The sequence below is a fragment of the Blastococcus sp. SYSU DS0617 genome (assembly GCF_054051075.1).
This window is the reverse complement of the sequence record NZ_JBJHAO010000026.1, coordinates 11,760-28,595: the sequence shown is the minus strand read 5'-3', so window position 1 is coordinate 28,595 and position 16,836 is coordinate 11,760. Positions and strand designations below refer to the sequence as shown.

The following is a 16,836-nucleotide window of genomic DNA, read 5'->3' as shown; positions in this document are numbered from 1 at the left end:
GTCCGGCCGGCGGGGGGGCCGGGCGCGCGGGGGGTCCCGCCGCGAGGGGGCGGCACCCATCTCGGGGGGGGGGGCGCGCGCCCGCCCGACGGCGGGGGCCGCGTCCGCTCGGATCGCCATGGGTCTGTTGCCTCCAGCTCGTGCCCCGATCCCGGTGATCCGGGTGCGTCCAGCCGTCCTGTCCGCTCGGGTGATGAGGACGCTACGAAGAGTGGCGGGAACACCCAAGGTGACGCGCCGGTGACTTGTCGACATGGCGACGAGTGACAACGCGTGTGACTGCTACAGCCGAACCGGGACCAGAAGTTGCCCAGGATCGGGCGCGGGCGCTGTCAGTTGAGTGCCCGCGGATGACTCGTCGCGTAGACCTCGCGCAACCGGTCCACGGTGACCAGCGTGTACACCTGCGTGGTCGTCACGGACGCGTGGCCCAGCAGCTCCTGGACGACCCGGACGTCGGCCCCGCCGTCGAGCAGATGGGTGGCGAACGAGTGCCGCAGCGTGTGCGGTGACACGGACCGGGCCAGCTCGTCGCTGCCGCCGGTGGCGCGTTCGGCGGCCGAGCGCAGGATCTGCCACGCGCTCTGCCGGGACAACGGGCCGCCGCGCACGTTGAGGAACAGCGTGCCGCCGCGGACACCGCCGCGGCTCTTCCCGGCCAGCTCCGGCCGCGCCCGGACGAGGTACTCCTCCACCGCCCGCAGCGCGTAGCTCCCCACGGGCACGATCCGCTCCTTGCCGCCCTTGCCGGCCAGCCGCACCGTGGCCTGCCCCCGGTCGACGTCGTCGACGGCGAGCCCGACCGCCTCGGAGATGCGCGCGCCGGTGCCGTACAGCAGCTCCAGCAGGGCCCGGTCGCGCAGTCCCCGCGGCCCCTCCACCGCGCCGGCGGCCTCGATCAGCGCCACCACCGACTCCACCGGCACGGCCTTGGGCAGCCGGCGGGCCGGCGTCGGCGGGCGGACCTCGGCGGCGACGTCGTCGGGCACGAGCCCGTCGAGCAGCGCGAAACGGTGCAGCCCCCGCACCGCCACCACGGCGCGGGCGGCCGAGGTGGCCGACAGCGGCGGGTGCTCCTCGTCCCCCCGCCGGAGCGCGGCGAGGAAGCCCGCGACGTCGGACTCGGCGATCTCGCCCAGTGCGTGCACGCCGGCCGTCTCGAGGTACTCGGTGTACCGGCGCAGGTCGCGACGGTAGGAGGCGATGGTGTTGGCGGCCAGGCCGCGCTCCACGGTGAGGTGGTCCAGGTACCCGGTCACCACCCGCGCCACGTCGGAGCCCGACCTGCGGCCGGCGACGTCCGTGACGGTCAGGACAGCACCTCCGCCAACGGGGCCGCGGGAAGACCGTGCGCCCGGGCCACCTCGGGGAGGACCACCGAGCCGGCGGCCACGTTCACCCCGCGGGCCAGCGCCGGATCGGCGCCCACCGCCGCCACGGTGCCGCGCTCGGCCAGCGCTATCACGTAGGGCAGCGTGACGTTGGTCAGCGCGTGCGTCGAGGTGTTGGGCACCGCGCCCGGCATGTTGGCCACGCAGTAGAAGACCGATCCGTGCACCCGGAAGGTCGGGTCGTCGTGGGTGGTGGGCCGGGTGTCCTCGAAGCAGCCCCCCTGATCCACGGCGATGTCGACCAGCACCGAGCCGGGCCGCATCCGCGCCACCAGCTCGTTGCTCACCAGCACCGGCGCCCGCGCCCCGGGCACCAGGACGGCGCCGATCACCAGGTCCGCGTCCAGGACCGCGCGCTCCACCTCGTAGGCCGTGGAGGCGAGGGTCTGCAGGTGCCCCTGGTAGATCCGGTCGGCGGCGCGCAGCTTGTCGATGTCCTTGTCCATGACGACGACCTGGGCCTGCATCCCCAGCGCGATCGCCGCCGCGCTCATGCCCGACACCCCCGCCCCGAGGACGACGACCTTCGCGGCGTACACGCCCGGCACGCCGCCGAGCAGCACACCCCGGCCGCCGTGCGCCCGCTCGAGGGCGTGCGCGCCCACCTGCGGAGCCATCCGGCCGGCAACCTCGGACATCGGGGCGAGCAGCGGCAGGGCTCCGTCGGCGGTCTGCACGGTCTCGTAGCCGATGGCGGTGGTCCCGGAGGCGACGAGCGCCTCGGTGCACTCCTTCGACGCGGCCAGGTGGAGATAGGTGAACAGCGTCTGGCCGGCGCGCAGCAGCCCGTACTCCTCGGCCACCGGTTCCTTGACCTTGAGCAGCAGGTCCGCCCCGGCCCACACGTCCTCGGCCCCGGACACCAGCTGCGCACCGGCGGCGGTGAAGTCGGCGTCCGGTATCGAGGACCCCTCCCCCGCGCCGCGCTCGACGAGCACGTCATGCCCGGCCCGAACCAGCTCGGTCACGCCGGCGGGAGTGAGCGCCACGCGGTACTCACCGCTCTTGACCTCTCGGACCACCCCGACCTGCATGCCCGGCTCCTGCTCTGCTGGCCCCCGGCGAACCGTCGGGCCCCGCGTCCTGGGCCGCCCGGTCGCAGCGCCCTGCGCCGGAGTCTAGGCAGGTGCCGCCCTGCCGGTCGCGCACTCCTGACCGACGATGTCTGCCGGAGCACCGAAGAGGAGAACCGATGCGCTTGTACGCCCCGGACACCGCGATGCGGGTGCGCCAGCTGGCCGCCGACGGAGGGCTGCTGCTCTGGATCATCGGCTGGGTCCTCGTCGCGCGGGCGGTCCACGGCGCGGTGCTGAGCCTGGCCGAACCCGGGCAGGCGGTGGAGCACCTCGGCGACTCGGTCGCCAGGAACATGGGCTCGGCGGCCGGTGTGGCGGAGGACGTGCCGCTGGTCGGCGACGAGCTGGCCGGCCCTTTCGAGGCGCTCGCGCAGGCCGGCGACTCGGTTCGCGGCGCCGGGCAGAGCGCCCAGGACGCCGTGGACAACCTCGCGGGGATCCTCGCCGTGGCCCTGATCGTGCTGCCGGTGGCCTTCATCCTGGCGCGCTGGCTGCCGTGGCGGACCCGCTGGGTGCGGGAGGCCACGGCAGCCGACCGGTTGCTCAGCGGCCACCCGGGGGCTGGCCCGGACCTCGAGCTGCTGGCCGCGCGGGCGCTGGCCACGGCACCGCTGCCCCGCCTCGCCGCGCTGCCGCCGGGCACCGGCGCGGCGTGGCGTGCCGGCGACCCCGCGGCCGTGCGGGCCCTGGCCGCCCTCGAACTCGACCGCCTGGGCCTTCGCCTGTCCGATCCCGCGTCGCAGCCCGGACACGCCTGACCGTCCGAGCAGTCGGGACGACATCGGAACGGCCCGTCGCGAGGAGCAAGCGGAACGAGTCGTCGAGACGAGCAAGCGGAACGGCCCGTCGAGGCAAGCGGTCAGAACGGTGGCGGGTCGGGAATCGACGGTGGCGCCTCCGGTGGTCGCAGACCCGGTGGCCGGGTGGTCCGGGTGATTCCCGACGGGCTGGTGACGTGCAGCGTGCCGTCGGGGTCCATGCGGAAGTCCCAGCCGCGGGCGAAGGTCTTCAGCCGGTGGTGGGAGCGGCAGGCGCAGCACAGGTTGGTGCACGACGTCTGCCCGCCGTCCGCGTGCGCCACCACGTGGTCCAGATCTGCCCAGCCGACCCGCTGACCGCAGTTCGGCATCCGGCACCGCCGGTCCCGGCTGGTGACGAACCGCCGTTGGGCTGCCCGGGGCTCGTACGCATCGATGGGGTCCGGCATGGCCAGCACGGCACAGCCGCACTCCGCTCCGGGGTGATGCGGGCAGCCGTTCCGAGCGAGGCGGGCGAGTTCGCCCGCGCCGACGGTGGCCAGCAGCTGCCCCCGCTCGTCGCTGAGCGCGAAGGTCAGCGACCCACCGGCCGGTGACGTCAGCCCGATCGCCTCCACCCGACGCAGCAACTCGCGCAGGTGCGCGGCGGTGATGGCGAACCCCGCGACGTCACCACCCCGGTCACTGGCCCCTTCGAGCCCGTCGAGCGCGGCGTTGACGGTCAGCTGCACCGACACCCCGCCCAGGCCGTGATCGGCAGGACGCCGGATGAGCATCGAATGGATCGCCGACCGGATCTGCCCGATCGGCCGCTCGTCGCCGTCGGCCTTCGCCATCGCGGCCAGCTGGTCGATGACGGCGTAGCAGGCGGCCGCCTCCTCCGCGCTCATCTCGGCGGTCAGCGCCGCCATCCCGTCCGCCGTCGGGTAGGTGCGTACGTCGGCGGCCCGCTGGGCCTCCGCTCGCCTGTCCTCGACCGCCTCCGCGTCCAGCTCGGCCAGCAGCTCGAGTGCCCGGCCCCGGAGGCGGGCGAGCGACATCGTCCCCGCCTCGGACAGGAGCGCCGCCTCCACCGCCTGTGCCAGCTCCGGCGTCGTGCACTGCAGGGCGTCGGCGAGGACTCCCGCGCGGCGCTCGTCGACGTCGCCCCGCCCCAGAGCCGCGAAGGTGGCCGGCAGGTTGTCCCGCCACGTGAAGGCCCGCCGCGCCCGGAACGCCGCCGTCCCCCGACCGAGGTTGATGGCGTGCGCCACCTCGTCGGGGAAGAACTCGCTGACCCCGGCGAACTCGGGGTCGGTCTTCCGCCAGCTCCGCCGGCGGGCACCGGGTGTGCCGGGCGGAGGGTCGTCCGTATCAGGCCGCAGCTCGGCGAGCCGAAGGATCAGCTGCGCCTCCCGAGCGGTCTGCCGCGCGCGGTCCCGCTCGATCCGGGCCAGCTCCGCGGCGACCTGCTCGTCGTCCAGCCAGTCGGCAGGCAGGTCCAGGTGCGCTTCCGGCTGGGCGCTCACCCAGTCGATCAGCACCCCCTCCACCACGGAGGTTCCCACCAGCGTCCGCACACCACGAAGCTACGGGCCACCTCTGACGTTTTTTGGGCGAGATGAGTACGGCACGCACGAAGGCGGCACTGACCGAACTGCGGCTCGGACTCGCCCTGAAGGCGGCCTATGGGACACCTGGAGGCGGCTTCTCTGACGGTCGGACGTCGCGCTTCTCGTCTGACACCCTGTCCGAGTGTCGAACCGGGACAAGGTCCTATTGGAGTGGTGGGAGAGCCTGCAGCTGGCGGTCGGCCACGTCGTGGACGAGATCGATCCGGAGGGCCTACTCGCGATCGGTGCACCGCCAGAGGAGTACGCGAACGAGCTCGACAGGCTGGCGTCCCTGGTCGTCCGCGACGACGCGAATGAGCAGGCAGTCCTGGCCGTCTGGGAGCGGGCGTACGGCCCGGAAAGCTCCCTGTTCCGCCGACCGGACATGCTGACCTCCTTGACCCAACAGCTGCTCAGGGTCCGGGAGCGCCAGCCCCGCCCGTAGTCGGGTGCCCGACTGTCCCTCAGTGGGCCGCTCTGGACAGAGGGCGGCTTCAGAGACACCAAGGGCGTCGGCTCGCTCGGTCGGGCTGCCGTGCGCTCAGCAGCGGATAGCGTTCTGCGCCGTGGGCCTGTTCAGAACAAGACCGAGGCCAAGCTCGGCCGACGAGTCGCCACTGCACGCGTGGCCGCAGGTGGAGCGGGCACCCGTCAGGTTCGAGGGAGTGGCGAGAAGCAGCCTGGATCGACCGGACTTCACCCCCTATGAGTTTCAGACGGAGGGTGGCGTTTGGATCCGCCTGCACGAGATGCAGTTCGTCGGCTTCGACTACCAGGTCCGACCGCCGACGCTGACCATTCGTTTCGTCTACGACGAGCCCGAGTGGACGCCGGCCGAGGCTGAGGCCACCCCCGTCGCCGTCTTCCGGTTCAGCGACGTCCAGGTGTGGCAGTGGGAGGACGAGTACGACCTGTTTGAGACGCCCGTGGACGTCCGTGGACAAGTGCGCCAACTCGACTACTACCCGCCCACCAACACGTTCTCGTTCTGCACCCTCAACACCAGCCTGTTGTTCTCGGCCGCCCGACTTAGCGTTGGGCTAGAGCAGCGACAGGACGCGTGAGAGCCCCGTCTTTCCATGCCGCGCAGCTGTCCCTGAGTGGGCCGCTCAGCGACATCCAGCCGGCTCGCCGTGAGGGCGGCCTAGCAACGCCGCTCCTCGAGATCAACTCGCCCTGATGGCTGCCTGATACGGCGATGACAAAGCCGTCAGGGCGTACTGATCGTGCGCCTGGAGCGTCTCTCACGGAGCCGCTCAGGGGCGAGTCAGGGAGAGCTTCCTGCCAGGCGCCCGGCTGCATCCCGGGCGAACAGCAACCGCGGAAGCCGCCCGGTCCGTGGCCCTGGTGTGCCGTGGTCAGGGTGAGCTGACCCGCGCGTCCCGGTCGTCCGATCGACTACTCGGCGTCGACGTCGCGCAGCCGCGGTGCGGTGGCGCGCGCCTGCGCCGCGGCCAGCAGCCCGACCACCGCTGCGGCGTTCCGGATGTCGCCGTCGAACACCCGCTGCACAGCCTCGGCCAGCGGCACGCGTTCGATCGTCATGTCCAGCTCCTCGTGCTCGACGGTGAACCCCTCGGGACGGCTCACGTCGGTGAGGCCCTCGGCGAGGTAGACCAGCACCAACTCGTCGGAGAACCCGGGCGAGCTGTGGGTGGTCGTGAGCAGCGACCAGCGCTCGGCGGCCAGCTGCACCTCCTCGGCCAGCTCGCGCTTCGCCGTCTCCAGCGGAGGCTCGCCGTCGGCGTCGCGCAGTCCTGCGGGCAGCTCCCACAGGTACTGCCCCACCGGGTGCCGGTACTGCCGCAGCAGCACGACCTGCCCGTCGTCGTCGAGGGCCACCACGGCCACCGCACCCGGGTGCGTCACCACCTCGCGCACGGAGTCCCCGCCGCCGGGCATGGCCACGGTGTCCCGGCGCAGCGAGATGACGTGGCCGTCGAAGACCGTCTCGCTGTCCAGCACCCGGTAGTCGTGCGCGGGGGCGTCGCTCATCAGATGCCGACCTGCTGCGCCTCGTCGATGACCACCGGCAGCCGCGCGGACTCCTGGTAGTCGACGGCGGCCTGGACGAAACCGGCGAACAGCGGGTGGGGACGGGTCGGGCGGCTCTTGAGCTCCGGGTGCGCCTGGGTGCCGACGAAGAACGGGTGGGCGTCCCTGGGCAGCTCGGCGAACTCGACCAGCGTGCCGTCGGGCGAGGTGCCGGAGAAGACCAGGCCCGCCTCGGTGAGCCGGTCGCGGTAGGCGTTGGCCACCTCGTACCGGTGCCGGTGCCGCTCGGTGATCTCGGTCGAGCCGTAGACGCCGGCGGTGACCGACCCGTGCTGCAGGGTGGCCGGGTAGCTGCCCAGCCGCATGGTGCCGCCCATGTCACGCGCTCCGGAGACGACGTCGACCTGCGTGGCCATGGTGGCGATGACCGGCTCGGGGGTCTCCCGGTCGAACTCGGTGGAGTTGGCCTTCTCCAGCCCGGCCACGTCGCGGGCGTACTCGATGACCATGCACTGCAGGCCCAGGCACAGTCCGAGGGTCGGGACGCCGTTGGTCCGCGTGTGCCGGATCGCGCCGAGCTTGCCCTCGATGCCGCGGACGCCGAAGCCGCCCGGGATGCACACGCCGTCGACCCCGGCCAGCGCCTTGGCCGCACCCTCGGGGGTCTCGCAGTCGTCGGAGGGCACCCACCGGATCTGCACCCGGCTGCGGTGGGCGAAGCCACCGGCACGCAGCGCCTCGGTCACCGACAGGTAGGCGTCGGGCAGGTCGATGTACTTGCCGACCAGCGCGATCGTGACCGTCTGCTTGGGCGCGTGGACGCGGTCGAGCAGGTCCCCCCACACGGTCCAGTCCACGTCGCGGAAGGGCAGGCCCAGCCGGCGGACGACGTAGGCGTCCAGACCCTCGCTGTGCAGCACCTTCGGGATGTCGTAGATCGACGGCGCGTCGGGGCAGGAGATGACGCCCTCAGCGTCGACGTCGCACATCAGCCCGATCTTGCGCTTGATGCCCTCGTTGATCTCCCGGTCGGACCGGCAGACGAGAGCGTCGGGCTGGATGCCGATGCTGCGCAGCTGCGCGACCGAGTGCTGAGTCGGCTTGGTCTTCAGCTCCCCCGACGGCGCGATGTAGGGGATCAGCGAGATGTGCAGGAAGAAGCAGTTGTCCCGGCCGATCTCGTGCCGCAGCTGCCGGGCGGCCTCGAGGAAGGGCAGCGACTCGATGTCGCCGACCGTGCCGCCGATCTCGGTGATGACGACGTCGACCCGGTCCGGGCCCTCCGCGACGGCGGTGATGCGCGACTTGATCTCGTTGGTGATGTGCGGGATGACCTGCACGGTGTCGCCGAGGTACTCCCCGCGGCGCTCCTTGGCGATCACGTCCGAGTACACCTGGCCGGTCGTGACGTTGGCCCGGCCGGAGAGGTCGATGTCCAGGAACCGCTCGTAGTGACCGACGTCCAGGTCGGTCTCGGCGCCGTCCTCGGTGACGAACACCTCGCCGTGCTGGAACGGGTTCATCGTCCCGGGATCGACGTTGAGGTACGGGTCCAGCTTCTGCATGGTCACCCGCAGCCCGCGGCTGGACAGCAACGCGCCCAGCGAGCTGGCGGTCAGTCCCTTGCCCAGCGAGGAGACGACTCCGCCGGTCACGAAGACGAACTTCGTCGGCTGGGAGTTTCGGAGGAGGCCGCGTGATGCGACGGATTCAAGCGTTCCAGACGGTCGACCCACGGGAGACGACCGTAACACGGTCCGGGTCGTCGTCCGGGCCAGTGTCGGCAGCGCCACGTACGCGCTCACCCCTCCCGGGGGTGCCCGGCCGGGGTGCGGCGGCCAGCCAGATCAGCAGCGGCACCAGCAGCGCCGCCGCGGTGGCCGGGAGCGCGACGCCGGAGTCGTTCACCGCCGCGCCCAGCGTCAGGCTCAGGGCGCTGGCGAGCAGCGCCCAGCGCAGAACCGCGGCCTCGGCCGGGGGCAGGCCGCCGGGCGGGACGCCGTCGACGCTGCGCAGCGGGCCGCCGGGGCGCAGCAGCCAGATCGCGGCGGCCAGGGCCACCGGCAGCATCCAGGCCAGCGGGCTGCCCAGGAGGATGTTCAGGTTGGCCTCCGCCTTGCGGGAGACGACCGTCCACGCCTCGCCGGTGAGGACCTGCTCGACGAACCGGCCGAGGTGGCTGCGGTCCGCGGCGGGCCCGGTCCAGTCGAGGACGGCGATGCTGCCCACGGCCAGCACGGCCGCCGCCAAGATCGCGGTCAGCCGCACGACGGTGACCCGCACCCCGGTCAGCAGCATCGCCAGGAGGAGGAAGCCGGGCAGGGCCGCGAGCACGCCACCGAAGTCGCGGCCCAGCGCCGGGGCGCCGATGACCCCGACGGTCAGCACCCCGGCGCCGAGCACGACGGCGGCCACCGCCGCACCCCGGCGCTCCGGGGGCACGCGGCGGCCGACGGCGGTGGCGGCGGCGGCCGTGACCAGCAGGGCGCTGACCGACAGCAGCCCGAAGCTGAGGTTGCCGTAGCCGGTGAACCGACCCGCGACGATGGCGCTGTACCCGAGCAGGCCGTTCAGCTCCAGGGTCGAGCCGGTCAGCACGTCCCCGACCAGCGTCGCGAACGTTCCGGCCACCACCACCAGCGGGGGCCCCAGCGGAGCCCGCCGCCAGGGCCCGAGCAGGGCCACCGCGGTGACGACGACGACGGCGGCCAGCACCGCCAGCGCCAGCGACGTCAGCGGGGACCCGGTCGTCTCCCACGGTGCGAGACCGGCCAGGTACGTCGCCACCGGCAGCGCCGCGACCGCGAGGCAGAGCACCCGCAGCGCCTCCGGGGCGCGACGCCCCCGGCCGGTGCGCGCCGCACGCGTGCCGCGCGGGCCGAGGACCAGCACGCCGAGCACCACCACGGCGACACCCACGCCGACCACCAGCCAGAAGAAGGTGCTGACGTTGCGGTGGTGCACCGTCGCGGCGACGTTCATGTCCTCCAGCGCGGCGACGGCGTCGGCGAGCGGCGGACGGTCGGCGGTGGCCCGCAGCGGCTGGCCGTTCATCGACGCCGGCACGTCCAGCCCGAGCGCCCGCAGGGCCGTGGGCGCGAGGTCGATGAGCTGGACGTAGGGCGCCCGCCCCGTGCTGGCCGAGGTCAGCCACCCGGAGGTGTCGAACCCCGGCCCGGTCGCGATGCCGACGTGCAGCTGCGGCCGGCCGTCGTTGACCTCCGAGATGCCGGCGAGCAGCACCAGGGTGTCCTGCGGCAGCTCCGCCACGGTGGCCCGCACCCGGCCCACCGCCTCGTCGATGCGGCTCAGCGCGCCGGCCCGCGGCAGCGGCTCGGTGCCGTCGTCGGTCCGGTCGATGCCGGGCCGGCCCGCCTGGGTGAGGTGGTCCAGCGAGATCAGGCTCAGCGGGCAATCGTCGAGGAAGGCCGCCAGCTCGGCCGGGTCGGTGGGCAGGACCGCCCGCCGCTCCAGCTGCACGTCCGGCGCCGCGACCGCGAGCGCCGCCGCCCGCCCGGCCACCGCGGCGCACCCGACGCCCGCACCCAGCGCCGCGGGCTCGGCGCCGAACCGCGCCGTGCCCTCGTCGTCGGCGGTGCGCTGCACCGTGGCCGCCGGGTCGTCCAGCGCCACCGCGGCGATCCGCTCCTGCAGGCCGCAGTACGACAGCGAGGTGTCCACCCGCGGTTCCGGCTCCACCGCGTCGTCGGCGGGCTCGTCCGGGGTGCCCTCGGGCACGGGGACGCCGGGCACCTCCTCGGGGAGCGGCACGGTGGGCAGCGGCACCGGGGGCAGGCCGTCGTCGGGGCCCGGGAACCGGGCCCGGTTGCCGGCGCCGAGGGTCGCCCACCCGTCCAGCAGGCAGGTGGTACCCCGCGCGGCGCGGACCGACAGCGCACCGATCGAGCCCTGCTCGGCCATGTCCCACAGCTCGGGGGTCGACGTGGGGTCGACGTCGCTCCACACCAGGCCGGGCACACCGATCACCACGACGCGGTCCGCGGCCGTCGGCTCGTCCGCCCCTGCCCCGTCCGCCGCCGAGGCCGGCGGCGCCCACCCCAGCAGGGCCGTCAGCAGCAGCACCAGCGGCAGGACCCACCGCCGGCCGGTGCTCACCGCTGCTCGGCTTCCGGCGCCCCGAGCAGCTCGCGGTAGACGGCGACGACGCGGCGGCCCGCGCCGGCCTCGTCCGGCCACTGGGCCGCCTGGCGCCGCCCGGCCTCGGCGAGCGCGGATGCGTGGGCGGGATCGGCGAGCACCCGACCGACCGCGTCGGCGAGGGCGGTGGCGTCGCCGACCGGGACGAGGTCGGCGGCCTCCCCCACCAGCTCGGGGATGCCGCCCGCACGCGTGGAGACCAGCGGGGTGCCGGCGCGCAGCGCCTCCTGGGCGGTGAAGGGGCTGCCCTCCCAGCGCGACGGCAGCACGCACACGTCGGCCGCGCCGAGCAGGTCGGCGACGTCGCCGCGCCGCCCGAGGAGGACGACCGGCAGCTGTTCGGCGTCGATCCGGGCGGCCAGCTCCTCCTGCAGGGGCCCGTCACCGGCGATCGCGAACAGCGGTGGGGCGTCCTCACCGGCCCAGCGGCCGACGGCGTCCAGGAGCACGTCGTAGCCCTTCTGCGGGTGCAGCCGGCCGACGGCCAGCACGAGCGGGCGGCCGTCGGTCAGCCCCAGCTCGGCCCGGACCTCCGCCCGGCCGCGCTGCGCGGGTGCCAGGGGCGGAGCCAGCGCCGGGGCCACCCGGACGTCCGGCGCACCGGCCCGGCGGGCGTTGGCGGCCAGGTCGCTGGAGACGGCGAGCACCAGATCGGCTCCGCGGACGGTCACCCGCTCCAGTGCCTGCAGGGCCCCACGCAACCGTCCACCGCCCTCCTGCAGGGCGTTGTGCAGCGTGAGGACGAGCGGGGGGTGCGTCTCAGGGGACCCCCACCCTCCCCGGAGACGGAGCGCAGCCGCCGCGACGAGCCCGGCCCGCAGCCCGTGGGCGTGCACGAGGTCCGCGCCGGCCAGGGCGCGGCGCAACTGGAGGACGGCCCGGGCATCGGCCACCGGCGCCAGGCCGGTGGAGATGCCCACGGGGGTGAAGTCCGCGCCCGTGGCGGTGAAGCCGAACAGCTCCTCGGTCGCCGGGGCACCGCACACCCCCACGTCCGCGCCGGCCTCGCGCAGCGTCGGGATCAGGGCACGGACGTGCGTGCCCACACCCCCGGCGCTGGTGGCCAGCACCTCGACGACGCGGCGACCCGCGAGCGGCGGCCGCTCAGCCACGGTGCACCTCCTGCCGGTCCGGCGCGCGCAGGGCGCGCAGCGCGGCCGTCAGGGGGCCGCGCGCGGTCCCCATCATGACCGCCAGGACCACGACGAGCACGAGCGCCGCGGCGAGCACGCCGGCGCCCACCGCAGCGAGGACCCCCTGGTCGGGCACCGGGTCCGCGCCGAGGGCCCGCGTGAGGGCGAGCCCGGCGGCCGCCCCGGCCGCCGCCGCGGCGAGCGCCGCCGTCCCGATGCGGGGCAGTCCGGCCAGCGAGCCCGCGGGAGCGGCGCGTGCGACCACCACGAGCAGCGACAGCCCAGCGACGGTGACGCCCAGCGTGTGCCCGGCACCGAGCGCGGCCGCCCGGTCGGTGGCGGGCAGCACGGCGGCGAGGACGACGTCGGCGAGGACGGCGACCAGCCAGCCACCGACCACGCAGACGGTCGGCGCCTTCCACTGCCCGCGTGCGTACAGCGCGCGGGTGAGGACGGCGACGAGTCCGTAGCCCACCAGCCCGGGGGCGAAGGCGATCGTGGTGTCGCGCATGGCGCCGACGGCGGCGTCGGTGCCCGAGCTCAGGAAGACCCGGGCCATGGGCCCGGCCACCGCGATCAGCGCAGCGGCGGCGCCCGCCGAGGCGGCGACCACCAGGGCGGTGACCGGCGCCAGCGCGCGGGCGTACCCGGCGTCGTCGCCGAGCTCGGCCCGCTCGGACAGCCCCGGGTAGGCGGACGTCGCCAGGGGCACGGCCAGGGCGGCCCACGGGACGAGGAAGATCGTGAGGCCGGCGCCGTAGACGACCAGGCTGCCGTCGGGCGCATCACCGCCGGTGAGGCGGATCGCGACGAAGGCGACCAGCTGCTGACCGGCCAGGGTCAGCACACCGGCCACCGCCAGCCGGCGCACCCGCGGGGCTGCGCCGACCGGGAAGCGCAGCGAGGGCCGCAGGCCCAGGCCGAGCCGGCGCAGCGGGACGAGCAGGCTGAGGCTCAGCGCCACCACACCCAGCGTCGTCCCCACGCCGAGGACGAGCTCGGCCGGCCGGGACAGGTCGGCGACGTCGCGGCTGCCGCCCATGCCCGCGAACAGCAGGTAGGCCGAGGCGACGACCAGGCTGGAGAGCAGCGGGGCGATGGCGGGGGCGGCGAAGCGCCGGTGCGCCTGCAGCACGCCGGCCAGCACGATGCCGATGCCGTAGAGCACGACCTGGGGCGCGAAGACCAGCAGGAGCCGGGCCGCGAGGTCGGCCTCCGCCGGCTCGTCGGGTCGGAGCACCCGGGCGATCGGCTCGGCGAACGCGGCGATGAGCAGCGCCAGCGGTGTCAGCACGAGCAGCGTCCAGCCGAGCAGGGCCGACGCCGTCCGGCGCACCTGCTCCCGGTCGCCGATCGCGATGCCACCGGCGAGCATCGGCACCACCAGGGCCGCCAGCGCTCCCCCGGCCACGACCTCGAAGACGATGTTGGGCACCGTGTTGGCCGCCTGGTAGGCGTCACCGGTGCTGTCGGCGCCCACCGCGTTGGTGAACACCAGCGTGCGGCCGAAGCCGGCCACGCGGGCCAGCAGGGTGAGGACGGCGATCAGCGCCGCCGCCCCGGCGACCCCCTGGGCGACCGAGCGGCGGGTCACGAGGTCCGGCGGCCGAGCCGGTCCAGGTCCCGGAGGCCGGGGGTCGCCTCGATCACACGGGTGAAGCTGACCTTCTCGCTGGCGAGGGTCAGGGCGGTGATGCCGGCAAGCAGTCCCGCCCGCCGGCCCCGCGACGGGAAGGCGGCCAGCCGCAGGCCGAGCAGCGCCCCGAGGGCGTTGGCCCCGCTGTCGCCGAGCATCACCCGCTCGCCGAGATCGGCCGGCAGCACGGCGAGCGTGGCGCCCAGCGGCCCGGCCACGAGGCTGCCCGCGGGCCCGCCCACCGTGGCCGTGGCCGCGAGGACACCGGCCTTCGCCGCCCGGCCCGGCCGCAGGTCGAGCAGGTTCACGAGGTTGGCGGTGCCGGCGACCAGGCCGGTGGTGAGGACGGCGTCGGTCAGAGCGCCGGGGCCGCGGCCGCGGGCGGTGAGCAGCGCGGCCACCGCGCCTGCGGCTCCGATGCCGGCGACCTTGACCGCGCCGGCGGAGACCCGTCCGGCCCGGAGGGCCCGGAGGTGGCCGGCCAGCCCCTTGTCCCGCGCCTGCTCCGGCCGGGCTCCGGCGAGGTCGTCGTAGCCGCCCACCAGGGCGGAGACGCCTCCGACGACGGCCGTGGCGGCGCGCAGCCCCGTAGGGGCGCCGAGGACGCCGGTGGCCGTGGCGGCCACGGCGAGCGCCGGGCCCCCGAGCAGGGTCACCTGGCGGCCGGCGTAGTTCGTGCGGCGCCACGCGCGGCCGCGTTCCGTGGCGGCGAGGGCGCCCGCCGCGCCGAGCGCGGCCCGTCCGGCCGCGACACCGGCGAGCACGAGCCCCACCCGGCCGCGGACGGAGGGCCGTGGGCTCACGGCGTCGCGGCCTGGAGCGGGGGCACCGGCTGGGTGTCTTCTCCGGTCCCGTAGGCGCCCGAGGTGCCCTGCCCCTCGGCCCGCAGCGCGAGGACTGTGCTGATCTGGCCGGCCGGGGCGTTGATGTTGTCGACGGTGGACACGGTGGCGGCGAGCTCGGGGTCGCTGCGCACCGTCCCGACCAGCCCGTTCTCGCGGGCCGAGATCGCGTTGCCTGCCACGACCACGCCGGAGCCGGCCTGGTCCAGCGCCTCGACCAGCTCGACCAGGTTGGCGTTCCGCTCCCCCGCCTGGTCGTCGGTGAGCTCGCCGTCGGTGAGGACGACGGCGTAGTCCGCCGGGGCCACCGACTCGCTGTCGATCCGCAGGACCTCGAGCGCCGGGAGCCCGGCCAGGACCGAGGACGTGGCGGCGCTGTCGGGCTCGGCCCCGCCCGGCGGGACCATGAGCACCTGCGCCAGGAGGGACCCCACCAGCTCCCCGGCGTCGTCCACCTCGGGCAGCGTGATGCCGCCGGGCAGACCGGAGCCGGTGGCGTAGCTCTGCAGGCTGGACTCCGAGGAGGGATCGCTGAACTCCGGGGTCAGCGCGATCTGGCCGGCCACGGTGCCGCCTGCCTGCCTGATGAGGTCGCCCACCTCCTCGACGGTCTCGGTGTCGACGTCCTCGTCGGCGACCACGAGCAGCACGCTGCTGTCGGCGAGGACCCCCTCGACCAGGGCCGGGGCGACGGCGGTCTCGAACTCGTCCTCGGCGTCCAGACGCGCCTGCAGCGACCGCGTCTGGTCCTCCAGCGAGCGCTTGTCCTGCTCGAGGGCGGTGACCTGGTTCTCGAGGTCGTCGAGGAGCGGCCCGTTGAGCGCGGTGGTGCCGATGACGACGCCCAGGGCGACCGCCAGGAAGACGGCGATCAGCGAGACCAGGTGGTAGCGGAAATCGATCACGAGAAGAGGTTCTCCAGCCAGAACATGAAGCCGTTCCATTGGTCGAGCAGCAGGCCGAAGTAGACCCGTCCGGCCGTCGACACCGCGAGGGCGGAGCCGATGGCGACGAAGGCCGCGAGCACGAGGATCACCAGGGCCGCGTTCGAGATGCGACTGCGGTAGAGCCGGCTGACGCCCTTGGCGTCGACCAGCTTCCCGCCCAGGCGCAGGCGGGTCAGGAAGGTGGACGCCATGCCGCCCCGGCCCTTGTCCAGGAACTCGACGAGGGTGGCGTGGGTGCCGACCGCGACGATGAGCTTGGCGCCCTTCTCGTCGGCCAGCAGCATCGCGATGTCCTCGCTGGTGGCGGCCGCCGGGAACGTGATGGCGTCCACGCCGAGCTCCTGCACCCGCGGCAGCCCCGGCGCCCGGCCGTCGGGATAGGCGTGCACGACGACCTCCGCCCCGGAGGTGAGCGAGGAGTCGCTGACCGAGTCCATGTCGCCGATGATCATGTCCGGCTGGTAGCCGGCCTCGATCAGCGCGTCGGCGCCGCCGTCCACCCCGATCAGCACGGGGCGGTAGTCGCGGATGTAGGACCGCAGCGCGTGCAGGTCCTCCTTGTAGTCGTAACCGCGGACGACGATGAGCACGTGCCGGCCGTCGATCGCGGTGGTCACGTCGGGGACGCCGACGCCGTCGAGGAGGAGCGCCCGCTCGCGCTTCATGTACTCCATCGTGTTGGCCGCGAAGGCCTCGAGCTGGGTCGAGAGCCCCGCCCGCGCCTCGGCCATGGAGTCGGCGATGCGCTCGGGGTCCTGCGCCACGCCCTCGGCGACCACCGTGCCGTCCTCGGTCAGCAGCCGGCCGTCGTGGACCCGGACGGTGCTGCCCTCCTTGAGGGCGGCGAAGACGTCCCGGCCGACGCCGTCGAGCAACGGGATGCCGGCGTTCACCAGGATCTCGGGCCCGAGGTTGGGATACCGCCCGGAGATGCTGGGCGCCGCGTTGACCACGGCGGCGACCTTGCAGCTCACCAGCGCGTCAGCGCTGACCCGGTCGATGTCGACGTGGTCGATGACGGCGATGTCGCCGGGGCGAAGTCGTTTGGTCAGGGTCTTCGTGCGGCGGTCCAAGCGAACGGTTCCGCTCACACCGGGACCCGACTCCTGTGCCCGGCCACGTCCGAGGGTGCCGATGCGCATGGCCTCCATGCTTTCACGCGTGGTTCACCGGCCGGTCGTCCGACGCGCGTTTGCGACCTACCAGTCACGCACCGTGTGCGACACCACGGGCGCCGCGACACGCCAGGATCGGCGCCGTCGGTGCGCACGCTCGATCGTTACCGACTCGTGACTAGCGTGGCGCACG

The 16,836-nt window shown here is 74.4% G+C and carries 14 protein-coding genes; 3 read left to right on the top strand and 11 right to left on the bottom strand.

Annotated elements, in window-relative coordinates; all coding sequences use genetic code 11:
* Positions 1 to 332: 332 nt before the first annotated feature.
* On the bottom strand, positions 333 to 1,271 hold the full coding sequence (locus ACI793_RS19010) for a site-specific tyrosine recombinase XerD (RefSeq protein ID WP_456607942.1): 939 nt from the start codon (positions 1,269 to 1,271) through the stop codon (positions 333 to 335).
* A gap of 38 nt (positions 1,272 to 1,309) precedes the next feature.
* Positions 1,310 to 2,425, bottom strand: a complete 1,116-nt coding sequence (gene ald / locus ACI793_RS19005; RefSeq protein WP_456607941.1) for an alanine dehydrogenase — start codon at positions 2,423 to 2,425, stop codon at positions 1,310 to 1,312.
* Between the two features lie 158 nt (positions 2,426 to 2,583).
* Here ald and ACI793_RS19000 point away from each other — a divergent pair, with 158 nt between their 5' ends.
* On the top strand, positions 2,584 to 3,225 hold the full coding sequence (locus tag ACI793_RS19000) for a hypothetical protein (protein ID WP_456607940.1): 642 nt from the start codon (positions 2,584 to 2,586) through the stop codon (positions 3,223 to 3,225).
* A gap of 101 nt (positions 3,226 to 3,326) precedes the next feature.
* Here ACI793_RS19000 and ACI793_RS18995 read toward each other — a convergent pair whose 3' ends face one another.
* Positions 3,327 to 4,784, bottom strand: a complete 1,458-nt coding sequence (locus tag ACI793_RS18995; protein ID WP_456607939.1) for a DUF222 domain-containing protein — start codon at positions 4,782 to 4,784, stop codon at positions 3,327 to 3,329.
* 175 nt (positions 4,785 to 4,959) lie between these two features.
* Between ACI793_RS18995 and ACI793_RS18990 the strand changes: the two genes are divergently transcribed.
* Complete coding sequence (locus ACI793_RS18990; RefSeq protein ID WP_456607938.1) at positions 4,960 to 5,262, top strand: hypothetical protein; 303 nt, start codon at positions 4,960 to 4,962, stop codon at positions 5,260 to 5,262.
* Between the two features lie 220 nt (positions 5,263 to 5,482).
* Positions 5,483 to 5,881 carry a hypothetical protein gene (locus ACI793_RS18985; RefSeq protein ID WP_456607937.1) on the top strand — a complete coding sequence of 133 codons (399 nt, stop codon included), beginning with the start codon at positions 5,483 to 5,485 and terminating at the stop codon, positions 5,879 to 5,881.
* A gap of 334 nt (positions 5,882 to 6,215) precedes the next feature.
* Here ACI793_RS18985 and ACI793_RS18980 read toward each other — a convergent pair whose 3' ends face one another.
* The 8 genes from ACI793_RS18980 to steA are packed head-to-tail and all read right to left on the bottom strand — an operon-like array spanning position 6,216 to position 16,619.
* Positions 6,216 to 6,812 (bottom strand): NUDIX domain-containing protein, encoded by a 597-nt coding sequence (locus ACI793_RS18980; protein ID WP_456607936.1) that lies wholly within the window; start codon positions 6,810 to 6,812, stop codon positions 6,216 to 6,218.
* On the bottom strand, positions 6,812 to 8,548 hold the full coding sequence (locus tag ACI793_RS18975) for a CTP synthase (RefSeq protein ID WP_456607935.1): 1,737 nt from the start codon (positions 8,546 to 8,548) through the stop codon (positions 6,812 to 6,814). The genes ACI793_RS18980 and ACI793_RS18975 overlap by 1 nt, the downstream gene beginning before the upstream one ends.
* The gene (locus tag ACI793_RS18970) at positions 8,523 to 10,928 is read right to left on the bottom strand and encodes a hypothetical protein (protein ID WP_456607934.1); all 2,406 of its coding nucleotides are present in this window, start codon (positions 10,926 to 10,928) and stop codon (positions 8,523 to 8,525) included. The genes ACI793_RS18975 and ACI793_RS18970 overlap by 26 nt, the downstream gene beginning before the upstream one ends.
* Positions 10,925 to 12,082, bottom strand: a complete 1,158-nt coding sequence (locus ACI793_RS18965) for a glycosyltransferase family 4 protein (RefSeq protein WP_456607933.1) — start codon at positions 12,080 to 12,082, stop codon at positions 10,925 to 10,927. The genes ACI793_RS18970 and ACI793_RS18965 overlap by 4 nt, the downstream gene beginning before the upstream one ends.
* Positions 12,075 to 13,697, bottom strand: coding sequence for a murein biosynthesis integral membrane protein MurJ (gene murJ / locus ACI793_RS18960; protein WP_456607932.1), 1,623 nt, complete (start codon positions 13,695 to 13,697; stop codon positions 12,075 to 12,077). The genes ACI793_RS18965 and murJ overlap by 8 nt, the downstream gene beginning before the upstream one ends.
* Positions 13,694 to 14,542 (bottom strand): hypothetical protein, encoded by an 849-nt coding sequence (locus ACI793_RS18955; protein WP_456607931.1) that lies wholly within the window; start codon positions 14,540 to 14,542, stop codon positions 13,694 to 13,696. The genes murJ and ACI793_RS18955 overlap by 4 nt, the downstream gene beginning before the upstream one ends.
* Positions 14,539 to 15,486, bottom strand: coding sequence for a copper transporter (locus tag ACI793_RS18950; RefSeq protein WP_456607930.1), 948 nt, complete (start codon positions 15,484 to 15,486; stop codon positions 14,539 to 14,541). Before ACI793_RS18950 ends, ACI793_RS18955 begins: the two co-directional genes overlap by 4 nt.
* A complete protein-coding gene (gene steA, locus ACI793_RS18945; RefSeq protein WP_456607929.1) occupies positions 15,483 to 16,619 on the bottom strand; it encodes a putative cytokinetic ring protein SteA in 1,137 nt (378 codons plus the stop codon). Before steA ends, ACI793_RS18950 begins: the two co-directional genes overlap by 4 nt.
* Positions 16,620 to 16,836: the final 217 nt, after the last annotated feature.